This is a genomic window from Amycolatopsis sp. SID8362 (assembly GCF_010550475.1).
Taxonomy (GTDB): Bacteria; Actinomycetota; Actinomycetes; order Mycobacteriales; family Pseudonocardiaceae; genus Amycolatopsis; species Amycolatopsis eburnea.
This window is the reverse complement of the sequence record NZ_JAAGNB010001368.1, coordinates 1-12,406: the sequence shown is the minus strand read 5'-3', so window position 1 is coordinate 12,406 and position 12,406 is coordinate 1. Positions and strand designations below refer to the sequence as shown.

The window sequence follows — 12,406 nt, the reverse complement described above, 5'->3', positions numbered from 1 at the left end:
CAGCAGGTCGGCGACCGGGGTGTTCGTCACGGTCACGAGGTCCGCCACCGAGAAGCCGACCCCGAGCAGCGCCGCCGCGCGCAGCACGCCCCGCGCGGGCTCGGGGAGGAAGCCCAGCCGGTCCGCGATCGCCTCCGGCAGCGAGTCCGGCGTCGCCGCGCCGGTCAGCTCCGCGATGCCCGCGGGATCGACCTGCAGGCACGAGCTCCGGGTCAGCGCGTCGAGGAGTTCGGTGAGGTACAAGGGGTTCCCGGCCGCACCGGCGGCCAGCCGCGCCAGCTCGGCACCCGGCTTCCCGCCGGCCAGCTCCGCCACCAGTTCGAGCACGGCGGGTTCCGCCAGCCGGCCCAGCCGCAACCGTTCGCCGGGCCCGACGATCCGGAAGAGCGACCGCAGGTCGTCGCGGCGCGGGATCGGCCGCAGGACACCGATCAGGAGCAGCGGGAGCTGCCGGACCGCACGGGCCAGCCGGCTCCACACCGCCACCGTCGTGCGATCGGCCCACTGCAACTCGTCGACGACCAGCACGGCCGGGCCGTCCTGGCTCAGCTCGTCCACCAGCGCGATCAGCTGCTCGGCGGCCCGGGCGGCGAGGTCGGCCCCTTTGCCGACGACGGCACCACCCCGCAGCAGCTTGGAAATGGCTACGCGGCGGGGATCCCGGGCGGCCGGCGTGATCCGCAACGCGTCCAGCAGCGGCAGCAACGGCAGTGCCTGCCCGAGTTCGTCGCCCGCTCCCCAGTACACCTGGCAGCCCGCGTCGGTCGCGGCCGCGCAGGCCGTCCGCACGAGCGCGGACTTGCCGATGCCGGGCTCGCCGTCCACCAGCACGGCGACCCCGCGGCCGGCGCCCACCTCACGGATCCAGGCGACCAGCCAGGACAGCTCACTGTCCCGACCGACCAGCAGCTCGGTACCGTCGGTGAGCGGTCGCACACCGAGATAATAGGAGTAAAACTTGTTGCCCAACAAGAGGTATGGTGGGAGAAACCCGGGATCGACCGCCGTTAACCAAGGCTTCCCTTCCGGGCAAACATCCATTTCGATAATAATCCCGCTTCGTGATCCGAGCGTGATTCCGCTGCGCGGAAGAATGCGGCTCACCACGCCACAGGACGGCCCGTTCGCCGTTCCGGACGAAAAGCCGGGAAACGGTGTTATCGCCAACGAAACAAGCCGCGCCCGTGACTCACCCGCCCCGGTTCCGCGACTTTCCGGCGTCCGTTCCACCTGTGCCGTACGCGGCGTTCGACTGTTTCGACAGTCACGCGCGGTCCCCAAGATCGGCGCCAGGACCCCTCCGGGCGTTCGGTTTTCCCCGCGCGAACCGGCCGGATTCGCCCGCCGCAGCACACCGTCGATCCGTTGTTTTCCGCTTTGACCCACCCCTTCGGGCCACGTTTTCCACATCCCCATACCATCACTGTCAGTAACCATCTCCGGGACGGTCAACACCGGAACCGGACCGGGTGAATCGCCGATCCCGGCGCTCACTTCTCCGGAATCGGCGGGCCCGCCACGTTTCCACCGGAGCTATTCGTAGCCCGAGACGACGCCGGGCGATCGAAAACAAGATCGTCGATCTAGTATTCGTGCGGCCATTGTGGTGAATTCCGGTTTTCGATGTACGCACGCGTTGTCAAGTGGTGACGGGGTGCCTACAGTGGCCTGCCTGACTCCGGGGAATGATTCACACACACGCCTTGGACTCGGTCCCTCAACCGTGATCTCCCGTCGAGGAGCAGGTCTTGTTCGGAATAGCGAGGAGCAGCACCAACCGGGTTCGCACTCGCCGGGTCGCACTGGCACTGGCAGCCGCCATGGCCGCGTCCGGCTGCGGCGCGCTCGGCGCGGAAGTCTCGAACTCGTCGTCGAGCGGCCGCGACCTGGAAAAGCACACGCTGAAGGTCTCCATCCTGCCCACCACGGACCTCGGGCCGTTCTGGCTCGCCCAGGAAGGCGGGTACTTCCAGGCCGAAGGCCTCACCGTCGAGTCGGTGATCGCCAACAGCGGTCAGGCGTCGCTGACGAAAGCGATCTCCGGCGAGGCGGACATCGCGTTCTCCACCTACCCGCCGTTCTTCATCGCGCGCAGCTCCGGCTCCGCCGACATGCAGCTGGTCGCCGACGCGACCTCGGTCAACCCGAAGTCCAACGCGATCGTCACGGTTCCGAATTCGCCGGTGAAGACCATCTTCGACCTGGCGGGCAAGAAGATCGCCATCACGGCCAAGAACACCGCGTCCGATCTGCTCACCCGCTCGGTGATGCAGGACCACAACGTCGATTTCGGCAAGGTCAAGTGGGTGCTGGTCGCGCTGCCGAACATCGCCGCCGCCCTGCAGCAGGGCCAGGCCGACGCCGCGTACCTGCCGGAGCCCTACATCACGCAGGCGGCGCAGACGGTCGGCGCAACCCCGGTGATCGACATCAACACTGGCGCGACCCAGGACTTCCCGCTGACCGGCTACGGCGCGACGCGGAAGTGGGTGCGGGAGAACCCGAAGTCGCTGGCCGCTTTCCAGCGCGCGCTGCAGAAGGCCACCCACGAGACCCTGATCGACCGGGCCAAGGTCGAGCCGCTGCTGGTGCGGTTCGCCAAGATCGACGAGGACACGGCCAAGCTGCTCACGTTGCCGGGCTACGGCTCGGTCCTCGACGCGCGGCGGCTGCAGCGGGTGCCGGACCTGCTCCTGCAGCTCGGCGCCATCCCGTCCCCGATCGACGTGAACTCGATGATCGGTCCGCAAGCCGGGAGATGACCCGGTTCTGTCCGGCGCGGCAACGGAATCAGCCGGCGATCCGCGCGCAGGCGGCCCGGTCGAAGGGAAGCCCGGCCCGGCGGAAGACCAGGAGCGAGTCGCCGCTGCGGCGGTCCCACAGCCGGTCGTTGGCGACCGCCGCCGCGAGGATGTCCCGCTGCGTCGCCGACAGCTCGGCCCGGTCGTCGTACGGGGTGTTGAAGGCAGCCAGGAGTAAAGGGCCCCAGGTGGTGTCGAACCCGGTCCAGTCCGCGTGCCGGATGATCGTCCGGGCCGGTCCGGCGAGGAGTTCGAAGTCCTCGGCTCGGGCGAGGGCGGCGGCGACGAGTTCGCTCAGCGTGTAGTGCCGGGGATCGGCGGCGCCGTAGTCGGACAGTGCGGCGATGACGGTCCTCGTGGCTGTGGCATGGTCCGCGACGCACGGGGCCAAAGCCGCGCAGACGCGGACGTCGTGATCGGGGTCCGCGAGGTACGGCCCGGTGTCGACGCCTAGCTCGCCGAGCCGCCGCACCCACTGGGCGCGATCCTCGGCGGGATCGGCTGCCCAGCGGCGGAGGCGGTCGGCGAGAGCGGCCCGCCGATCGGCCAGCTCGGGTGTCCGCGCGCACAACACGGCCGCTTGAACAGCTTGCTTCCGCAGAGCCGGATCAGCGTCGTCGAGGAAGCCCGCCACCACGGGATAAGCGTCCGTGATCGCCTGCCGCAGCGGCACGACGTGGTCGGCGAAGTGCGCGGACCCGGCTGAGCGCGCGGTCGCTTCGGCGACCCAGCCGACGAACTCGACGAGTGCGGCGCGGATCCTCGGGGAAACGCTTCCCTGGGCGAGCAGCCGGACGACGACGCGGGTCGCGGGCGCGGTGGCCGACTCGGGGAACCCTTGGTGCAGCACGGCGGCGTCCAGGTGGTCGAGCGCGGCGTTCTGCGCGTCGACATCCGCCGACGTCAGTGCGGCCAGGTGCCCGGGAGTGTCCGTGGCGGGGCCGTAAGCGTGGGTGAGCGATCCCCAGTCGATCTCCTCGAGCACCCGCCCATGCTTCCACACGGCCGGGCGTGACCGGCCGTGTGGCGCGATCCGCCGGTTTTCGCCCGGCTCGGGGCGTTGGCGCGCCGAGATTCGGGACGGCGGGAATGCGGGGGTGACGGGACGCCGCTGGGACACGCTCAGGCGTGGAGGCCGCCGGGGCCGCAGGGCTCCGGCGAAGTCGCGCTGGGTGGCCCGCGGTGTCGGCAAAGTCGCCACCGAGCGAGCCGCCGCCATCTTGCCGGCCGGCGCATCCGGATGCGTCGCGCTGCCCGAGGACGTTGCTGCCGCGATGCTCCCCCTCCGCCCAATCACTACCAAGAGTGACCAACACCCGAAGGATCCTCATGATCACCCCACAAGAAAACCAAGCAACTTTCGGAAAATCCGCTCCCGTAGCAGTCCCCACGCTCACTCTGTGTATCGGGGTACACCTCACCGCCCAAGATCACCGCGCTAGATTTCCCGACGTTCACCGGGGCCCGATGACGCGTCCCCGTCCATCCTCCGCCGGCGCGTGCCCATCGTGGTGTGCGCTGGTTCGCCGTGCCGAAAGGAAGTTGCTTGACCGCCACGACGTTGACACAGGTGCTTCGCGAGACCCACACCGTCGCCGGGCCGACCCGGCTGATCGTGCGGTGGGACCGTGAAACCGGCTGGGCGCACCTGGCCATCGCCGTTCCGGGCACCGGTCCGGCCTGCTTCGCGGGTTTCCACCGGTTCGCCGGGGGCAGCGCCGGAGCCGTCGCCGCCGAGCTCGCCGCCGCCGGGTGCGTGTCCGCTCCGCCGCTCCACCTCGACGACACCCTGTCGGAGATCGAAGCCGTGCTGCCGGAGGTGTACGCCGATGCGCGTGGATGACCTGCACCTCAACGGGATCGGCACCGACGTCGGGGCGCTGAGCCCGGTCGCCGCCTCGCTGGCGGCCGGCGAGTTCACCGCCGCCGACGCCGGCCGGACCGGCCAGCTCTCCACCGCCGTCGCCGGGCTGCCCGGTCCCGAACTCGCGGTGCGCGCGGGGCGCGAAGCCCTGCGCCAGGCGGAAACCACGGGCGGCGAGCCGGTGTGGCCGACGTTGTGCCTGCACGCCGGGATCTACCACTCCGGCATCGACTTCTGGCACGCCGCGTCCTACGTGCGCGACCAGCTCGGCGTCGGCGCCGGCCCCGGCCTCACGCTCGAGCTCGGCGCGATGAGCAACAGCCTGGTGGCCGGACTGGACGTCGCCGCAAGCGTGCTGCGCGGCCGGCCGGACCACGACGCCGCGCTCATCACCGCGGGCGACCGGTTCGGCGCGCCCGGCTTCCCGCACTGGACCACCGACACCGGCATCGTCTACGGCGACGCCGGCAGCGCGGTCGTGCTGTCCCGGCGGCCGGGCCTGGCACGGATCCGCGCGATCGCGTCCTACACCGATCCGTCCTTGGAAGGCCTGCAGCGCGGCAACGAACCGTTCCGCACGGCCAGCATCACCGCGCACCAGTCGCTCGACATCCGCGCCCGCAAGCGCCAGTGGCTCGGTCGCCACGGCGGTCCGGCGCACGTCGACAGCCGCAACGCCGACGGGGTCACCACGGTGGTGAAGACCGCGCTGGCCGACGTGGGCCTCGACCTGCCGGACATCGCCAAGGTCTGCGCCCCGCACTACGGCCGCCGCCTGGTGCACACGCAGATCCTGCGCCCGCTCGGCATTCCCGAGGACCGCACGATGACCGAGCTGGGCCTGCGGGTCGGTCATCTGGGCGCCAGCGACCAGATCGTGGCGCTCGACCACCTGCTCCGCACGGGCGAAGCCGGCCCGGGCGACCACGTGCTGCTGCTGGGCATCGGCGTCGGCATGACGTGGACGGCCGTGGTCCTGCAGCTCGGCCCGGCCGCGCTTTGACCGCCCTGCCCGGCGAGACCGTCTCGCCGGGCGGGCGGTGCCGGCTCAGCTGACGAGCTGCCAGAGGAAGCTCGCGTTCTTCACCGGCGCCGAAACCTTCTTCGTCCAGAGGTACTTCGTCGTGCAGGGCGGCACGATGTGGTACTTCCGCACGGTGAACGTGCGGGCCTCCTTGTACTGCTGCAACCGCAAGACCTTCCCGGCGGGCACGGTCGCCGCGTACGACCAGGAGTCGGACTTCGAATAGCTCGCGCCCACGCTCACCGCGAGCGAAACACTGGCCTTGGCGAAGATCACGCCCGCTTCCGCGCTGGTCGTGCCCGTGATCGACGCGTTCACCGTCGACGTCGCCGTCTTGTTGTAGGTGATCGTGCCCGGCCCGCGGAGGTAGTCGCTGCGAAGGTTCGTCGCGAGCCACGAGCGCGTCGGGCTGGAGAACGTGTAGTCGGGCGGATCCCGCACCTCGGGGCACGGGTACAGCGCGAGGGCCTGCGCGCCCACCCCGGTGACCGCGGGCACGACGGCGGACGCGCAGGACAGCAGGACCACTGCGGCGACGGAACGCAAACGCATTGCTGGGCTCCCCTGGTTGATCTTGGGACCAACCCTAAGCGCGGCGAAACGGCGCAGCGTGGGAAATAACCTCTTCGGGCGACCCGGGGCGGCCTACGGCGTGGCCGGCGAAGGGATCGACGGGCCGGCGTCCGGCACCCCCGCGTAGTCGGGCAGCTCGATGCCGTTGAGCGCGCGCTGGACCAGGTCGGTGAGCCAATCGCTGTCGAGCTCGACGTCCGGGCCGGAGCCGCTGCGCATCGTCGCGTTCAGCCGGCCGATCTCCTGGTTGGCCGCCACGAACGGGCGCATCCGTTCCTCATAGCGGGCGAACCCGGTGGCGGGGTCCCAGCCGGCCGCGGCCAGCTCGCCGGCCAGCAGGTAGGCGCCGATCAGCGCCAGCCCGGTGCCCTGGCCGGACAGCGGCGACGAGCTGAACGCCGCGTCGCCGAGCAGCCCGACCCGCCCGTCGGCCCAGCGGTCCAGCACCACCTGGGCGACCTGGTCGAGGTAGAAGTCCGGGGTGTCGTCGAGGTGCGCGAGGATGCGCGGGGTCAGCCAGCCGAAGTCGCCCATCCGCTCGCGCAGCAGGGCTTTCTGGGCTTCGACATCGCGGTGGTCGACGTCGAAGTCGGCCGCGGTGAAGGAGAACATCGCCATCGCGCGGCCGGCGTCCCCGATCGGCCGCAGCATGGCGGAGCGGCCGGCCTCCTGGTAGTCGAACACCCAGCGGTCCAGCCCGAACTCGTTGGGCACGCTGTAGAACGCGAGCACGTGCCCGAGGTGGCGGACGAACCGCTCGCGCGGGCCGAACACCATCGCCCGCACCGACGAGTGCAGCCCGTCGGCCCCGACCACCAGGTCGAAGCGCTGCCGGCCGCCACCCGCGAAGGTCACGTCCACGCCGTCCGCGTCCTGGACGAGCTCGGCGATCCGGTCGCCGAAGCGGTACTCGACGCCGTCGCGCGTGTCGTCGTAGAGCACCCGGGACAGGTCACCGCGCAGGATCTCGATCTCGGAGATGTAGCCGTCGCCGCCGTCGTCTTCCGCGCTGAAGGTCTCCAGCACGGTCCCGTTCGCGTCCACGGTGTACGCGCCGGCGGTTTCGGTGCGGGCCGCGCGCACCGCGTCGTCCAGCCCCATCAGCCGGATGACGTCCCTGGTCACGCCGCGCACGTCGACCGCCTGCCCACCGGGCCGCAACCCGGGCGCCCGCTCCACGACGGTGACTTCGGCGCCCCGCCGGCGCAGCCAGTGCGCCAGCGCGGGCCCGGCGATGCTCGCACCCGCGATGAGAACTCTCGTACCGCCCACGGTTCCCCCTCCGATCGGTTCCGGGATCGTACAGCGGCACCTCAGTCCGCAGCGGGTTGTTCGCTGGGAAAGAGGATCGGGCTGAGCAGGTACCGGGTGCGGCCGGGGGCGGGCGGGTTCGCCAGCCGCGGCAGGATCGCGGCGCGCAGCTCGTCGTTCATGGCGATCAGTTCGTCCCGGGTCAGCCAGACCGCGTGCTGCCGGTAGCCGACGGGATCGGTCGCCGGATCGGCGTTTTCGCGGTCCAGGTAGGCGTTGAACTCGGCGACGAGCGCCGCGACGGCCACCGCGAACCCGCGCCGGTGGTCCTCGGGGGACAGTCCCGCGGCCGTGGCGGGATCGATCGAGGCGCGTTCCGGCCGCAGCTCGTAGTGGCGCTCGACCGCGCCGCGCACGCGCCGTTCCTCGGCCACGCGCAGGATCCCGCCCGAGGCGAGCAGGTCGACGTGCCGGTAGACCATGGCTTTCGAGACGTCCGGCAGCAACGCGCAGAGCTGGGCGGTGGTGTGCGTCCGCCCGCCGCGCATGGCGTGCACGATCCGCAGCCGTACCGGGTGCGCCAGCAGTTCCAAGGTGTCCACTACCCAACGATCTCACATGGTGATACCGTTCGCAAAAGACGAGAAAGGTGGGGGACGATGACGGGACGGGGGCCCGCGGCAGTCGCCGCGGCGGTGGTCGGATGGGCGGCACAGCGGCGCTTCGCCGACGTGGCGGAGCTGTTCGCGCCGAGGCTGCGGGCGGTGGCGTCCGCCGAGACGCTGCGCGTCGGCTGGGAGGGCGAGATCGCCCGGATCGGGCCGGTCTCCGCGGTCGGCGGGCCGGTGAGCGAGCCGGCCGGCGCGGGGCTGGTCCGGGTGCGAGTCCCGGTGACGTGTGAACGCGGCGGGCTGACCGTGGTCATGTCGGTCGACGACGCCGGGCTCCTGCACGGCCTGCGGCTCGCCCCGCCGGAGAGCACCGCGTGGGAGCCGCCCAGCTACGCCACCGCGGACCGCTTCACCGAACGGGAAGTCACGATCGGCGAAGGCCCGCTCGCGGTGCCCGGCACGTTGACGGTTCCGGCCGGCCGCGGCCCGTGGCCCGGGCTGGTGCTGCTCGCCTCCGGGCCGCACGACCGCGACCTGACAGCCGGCCCGAACAAGCCGTTCAAGGACCTGGCGTGGGGCCTGGCGAGCCGCGGGGTCGCGGTGGCCCGGTTCGACAAGGTGACCCACACCCACCCCCACGTCGGCGCCGAGCCCGGGTTCACGATGGCCGAGGAGTACCTGCCGCACGCGCTCGCCGCCGTCCGCCTGCTCCAGCAGGAGCGGACCGTCGACGCCGAGCGGGTGTTCGTCGCCGGTCACAGCGGCGGCGGCAAGGCGGCCCCACGGGTCGCGGCCGCCGACGCGTCGATCGCCGGCGTGGTGAGCCTCGCCGGCGACACCGTGCCGTTGAGCCGATCGGCCGTCCGGGTCGTGCGGTACCTGGCGGAACTCGGTCCCGGCCCCGCGACGACGTCGGCCGTCGAGGCGACGACCCGGCAGGCCGCGCTCGTCGAGAACCCCGAGCTGTCCCCGGCGATCCCGGCGTCGGACCTGCTCTTCGGCTGGCCGGCGTCGTACTGGCTGGACCTGCGCGGCTACGACCCGGTCGCCACCGCGGCCGCACTGGACCGGCCGATCCTCATCCTCCAGGGCGCCCGCGACTACCAGGTGACCGCGGACGGCGACCTCGCGCGCTGGCAGGCGGGATTGGCCGATCGGCCCGACGTGACGATCCGGGTCTACGACGCCGACGACCACATGTTCTTCCGCGGCAAGGGTCCCTCGACGCCCGCGGCGTACGAGTCGCCGCAGCACGTCGACCCCGCAGTGGTCGCCGACATCGCCGGCTGGCTGGGTTCCCCGGGACGCGGGAACTGACCGAGATCAGCCGTGGGCGGCATCCGGGTGCTGGCGGCCGCCCGGTTTCTCCGTGACCATGGAAGCGCTTACATCGGACAGAGGAGTTCGCATGGTCAAAGCGTTCAGCCGCCGTACCGTCCTGATCACCGGCACCGGGATCACCGCCGGGCTCGCGTTGCCCGGCGTCGCCCAAGCCGCCCCGGGCGGGCGCGTCGGGTTCACCCTCGGCGCCGAAACACTCGACGGCGGCGAGCAGGTCACCTCGCTCACCTTGAACACCGCCCGGCTCGGCCCGATCGAGCCGGCGAGCCTCACCACCGCCACCTTCAGCGTGCACGTCAAGGCCACCAGCCCGATCGACACCGGCGGCCAGGACGTCGGCTACGAGCTCGACCGCCCGGTGACGGCGGCGCGGCTCGACCGCGGGAACATCGTGCTGGAACTGAGTTACGGCGAAGGCGAGACCGGCGGCGGCACCCTCGGCTACATCAGCGGCAAAGCCCGCAACGTTCGTCTCGACCTGGTCTACACCATCACCCAGAACGCGCCCCTCCGGTGGCACGGCCGCCCGCTCACCCTGGCCGGGTTCACCCAGGGCGCCCTGGTCAACCCCGAAGTCGACGTCTTCACCCACCACGTTTCGCGGTCCGGGATGAAGTACCGGCTGTTCACCCCGCCGGAGCGGCGTGGGCGGCGGCCGTTGATCGTCTGGCTGCACGGCGGCGGAGAAGGCGCTTCCCTGCCCGACGGCTACTACGACAACGAGACCACGCTGCGCGCCAACCGCGGCGCCCTCGGCTTCGCCACGCGGGAAGCGCAGGCGATCTTCGAAAGCGCTTACGTCGTTGCCCCGCAATGCACCGCCGCCTGGATGGACGACGGCCCCCGCTTCGCCCCGCTCATCCACGAGATCGTCGGGGACGTCGTCCGCAGGCACCCGGTCGACCCCGCCCGCGTGCACGTCACCGGCTGCAGCAACGGCGGCTACATGACCCTGAAGATGACGACCGTCCACCCCACCGCGTTCGCTTCGTCGGTGCCGATCTGCGGCGTCGTCGCCGGCCGGAAAGCGGGTGACCCGCCGCTGGTCCCCGACCCCGAGCTGGCCGCGATCCGCACCCCCACCTGGCTGATCGCCTCCCGCGACGACGACACGGTCGACCCGCAGGCCAACTCCGTCCACGCGCACGAGCTCATCCCCCGCGCCGAACTGACGCTCTACGACCACGTCGTGTGGAACGGCCACCAGTTCCCCGGCCACTGGTCGTGGATCTACGCCGCCCGCAACGACCCGAGCACCCACGGGACGCACCTGTGGCAGTGGATGGCGCGGCAGGTCAGCGCCGGATGAGGCCGAGGTCCGTCGCGGCCGCCACCGCCGCGGTGCGGGAGTCGACGCCGAGCTTGGTGTAGCAGCGCGCGAGGTGGGACTTCACCGTGCCTTCGGTGAGGTGCAGGCGCTCGGCGATGGCCCGGTTCGACAGCCCGTCGGCCACCAGGGCAAGCACCTCGATCTCCCGCCGGGTCACCGCGACGTCGGGCCGGCGCATCCGGTCCAGGAGCCGGTCGGCGACCGCGGGCGCCAGGGTGGTGCGCCCGGCCGCGGCGGTGCGCACCGCCGCGGCCAGGTCTTCGGGCAGGGCGTCCTTGAGCAGGTACCCGGTGGCACCGGCCTGGATGGCGGGCAGGATGTCGGCGTCGGTGTCGTAGGTGGTGACGATCAGCACGCGCGGCGCCCCGGGCCGCGCGGTGATCGCCGCGGTGGCTTCGGCCCCGGTCATCCCGGTGCCGAAGCGCAGGTCCATCAGGACGACGTCGACGTCTCCGTCGGCGGCCCGCGCCACGGCGGCTTCGGCGGTCGCGGCCTCGGCGACGACCAGGAGCCCGGGTTCGGTCTCCAGCACGGCGCGCAGTCCCGCCCGCACCACGGGGTGGTCGTCGGCCAGCAGGAGGCGGATCTCGTTCACGGGCGTTCCTCGGGCTGGGGAAGGTGAGCCGACAGCAAGCGGATCTCGATCACGAGCGAACCTCCGGCCGGGGCAGATGAACCAACAGCGCTGTACCGCGCCCCGGCGCCCGGTCTGGTCGTCGGCCAACAGCACAGCGGGCTTCGATCACGAGCGAACCTCCGGCTGTGGCAGCCGAGCCGACAGCGCCGTGCCGCGACCTGGCGCCCGGTACGGTCGTCGGCCAACAGCACAGCGGGCCTCGTTCACGAGCGAACCTCCGGCCGGGGAAGGTGAGCCGACAGCGCGGCCCCGGTACGGTCTTCGACCGGCAGGACGCAGATCTCGTTCACGGGCATTCCTCCGGCCGGGGCAGCCGAGCCGACAGCGCCACACCGCGACCCGGCGCCGACTCCACCGTCAAACTCCCGCCCAGCGCGCGGGTGCGGGCGCGCATGGCGGCCAGCCCGAACCCACCCTCTCCGGGGTCGGGCGCCGCCAGCCCCGCGGGGTCGAAGCCTGCGCCGTCGTCCACCACGTCGAGGGCGATCTCGTCGCCCCGGTAGCTCAACGTGAGGTCGGCAGAGGTCGCGCCCGCGTGCCGGACGGTGTTGGCGAGCGCCGCCTGGGCGATGCGCAGCAGCGCGACCTCGTGGGCGGTCGGCAGTGGCGCCGGGTCGCCGGTGAGGTGGAAGCGCACGGTGAGCGGGTGCCGGGTGCTGGTGGTGGCGCACAGCTGTTCCAGCGCGCCGGCGAGCGTGGTGCCGTCGAGCGACGGCGGGGTGAGCGCGGCGACGAAGCGGCGTGCTTCGGCGAGGTTGTCCGCGGCCGCCTGACGGGCCTGCTCCACGTACCGGGCCGCGTTCCCCTCGGGCAGGGACCGCCCGGCGGCGCGCAGCAGCAGCAGGATGCTGGACAGCCCCTGCGCGAGCGTGTCGTGGATCTCGTGGGCCAGGCGTTCCCGTTCGGCCAGCACCCCGGCGGTGTGCTGGGCCTCGGCCAGGTCGGCGCGGGCTGCGGTGAGCTCCTCGATCAGG

12 protein-coding genes are annotated in these 12,406 nt (G+C 71.9%); 5 read left to right on the top strand and 7 right to left on the bottom strand.

Features of this window, described 5'->3' with window-relative positions:
• The coding region (locus G3I65_RS42070; RefSeq protein ID WP_160701038.1) for an AAA family ATPase at positions 1–936 on the bottom strand (936 nt) is incomplete at its 3' end.
• 812 nt (positions 937–1,748) lie between these two features.
• On the opposite strand from G3I65_RS42070, the gene G3I65_RS42065 reads away from it, so the two are divergent.
• Positions 1,749–2,762, top strand: coding sequence for an ABC transporter substrate-binding protein (locus tag G3I65_RS42065; protein ID WP_160701037.1), 1,014 nt, complete (start codon positions 1,749–1,751; stop codon positions 2,760–2,762).
• A gap of 28 nt (positions 2,763–2,790) precedes the next feature.
• On the opposite strand, the gene G3I65_RS42060 is transcribed toward G3I65_RS42065, so the two are convergent.
• Positions 2,791–3,786, bottom strand: a complete 996-nt coding sequence (locus G3I65_RS42060) for a hypothetical protein (RefSeq protein ID WP_160701036.1) — start codon at positions 3,784–3,786, stop codon at positions 2,791–2,793.
• Positions 3,787–4,347: 561 nt separating this feature from the next.
• On the opposite strand from G3I65_RS42060, the gene G3I65_RS42055 reads away from it, so the two are divergent.
• Together G3I65_RS42055 and G3I65_RS42050 are read left to right on the top strand one after the other, a co-directional pair.
• On the top strand, positions 4,348–4,644 hold the full coding sequence (locus G3I65_RS42055; RefSeq protein ID WP_160701035.1) for a hypothetical protein: 297 nt from the start codon (positions 4,348–4,350) through the stop codon (positions 4,642–4,644).
• Entirely contained in the window at positions 4,631–5,668 is a 1,038-nt protein-coding gene (locus tag G3I65_RS42050; protein WP_160701034.1) for a ketoacyl-ACP synthase III family protein, read from the top strand. The genes G3I65_RS42055 and G3I65_RS42050 overlap by 14 nt, the downstream gene beginning before the upstream one ends.
• A gap of 45 nt (positions 5,669–5,713) precedes the next feature.
• On the opposite strand, the gene G3I65_RS42045 is transcribed toward G3I65_RS42050, so the two are convergent.
• The 3 genes from G3I65_RS42045 to G3I65_RS42035 form a co-directional block, all read right to left on the bottom strand.
• Positions 5,714–6,241, bottom strand: coding sequence for a hypothetical protein (locus tag G3I65_RS42045; RefSeq protein WP_160701033.1), 528 nt, complete (start codon positions 6,239–6,241; stop codon positions 5,714–5,716).
• Positions 6,242–6,334: 93 nt separating this feature from the next.
• Entirely contained in the window at positions 6,335–7,534 is a 1,200-nt protein-coding gene (locus G3I65_RS42040; RefSeq protein ID WP_160701032.1) for an FAD-dependent monooxygenase, read from the bottom strand.
• A 41-nt stretch (positions 7,535–7,575) separates the two neighbouring features.
• The gene (locus G3I65_RS42035; RefSeq protein ID WP_160701031.1) at positions 7,576–8,115 is read right to left on the bottom strand and encodes a helix-turn-helix domain-containing protein; all 540 of its coding nucleotides are present in this window, start codon (positions 8,113–8,115) and stop codon (positions 7,576–7,578) included.
• Between the two features lie 57 nt (positions 8,116–8,172).
• On the opposite strand from G3I65_RS42035, the gene G3I65_RS42030 reads away from it, so the two are divergent.
• Both G3I65_RS42030 and G3I65_RS42025 read left to right on the top strand, forming a co-directional pair.
• Entirely contained in the window at positions 8,173–9,441 is a 1,269-nt protein-coding gene (locus G3I65_RS42030; RefSeq protein WP_160701030.1) for a S9 family peptidase, read from the top strand.
• Positions 9,442–9,532: 91 nt separating this feature from the next.
• The gene (locus tag G3I65_RS42025) at positions 9,533–10,774 is read left to right on the top strand and encodes a prolyl oligopeptidase family serine peptidase (RefSeq protein ID WP_160701029.1); all 1,242 of its coding nucleotides are present in this window, start codon (positions 9,533–9,535) and stop codon (positions 10,772–10,774) included.
• On the opposite strand, the gene G3I65_RS42020 is transcribed toward G3I65_RS42025, so the two are convergent.
• Both G3I65_RS42020 and G3I65_RS42015 read right to left on the bottom strand, forming a co-directional pair.
• Positions 10,761–11,390, bottom strand: coding sequence for a response regulator transcription factor (locus tag G3I65_RS42020; RefSeq protein WP_160701028.1), 630 nt, complete (start codon positions 11,388–11,390; stop codon positions 10,761–10,763). The two genes, G3I65_RS42025 and G3I65_RS42020, sit on opposite strands and share 14 nt — an antisense overlap.
• A gap of 328 nt (positions 11,391–11,718) precedes the next feature.
• On the bottom strand, positions 11,719–12,406 hold a 688-nt coding region (locus tag G3I65_RS42015; protein WP_160701027.1), incomplete at its 5' end, for a sensor histidine kinase.

Excerpts from the sequence above, each read along its gene's own strand:
- G3I65_RS42050 (WP_160701034.1), top strand. The coding sequence starts at position 4,631 with ATGCGCGTGGATGACCTGCACCTCAACGGGATCGGCACCGACGTCGGG.
- G3I65_RS42045 (WP_160701033.1), bottom strand. The coding sequence starts at position 6,241 with ATGCGTTTGCGTTCCGTCGCCGCAGTGGTCCTGCTGTCCTGCGCGTCC.
- G3I65_RS42030 (WP_160701030.1), top strand. The coding sequence starts at position 8,173 with ATGACGGGACGGGGGCCCGCGGCAGTCGCCGCGGCGGTGGTCGGATGG.
- G3I65_RS42025 (WP_160701029.1), top strand. The coding sequence starts at position 9,533 with ATGGTCAAAGCGTTCAGCCGCCGTACCGTCCTGATCACCGGCACCGGG.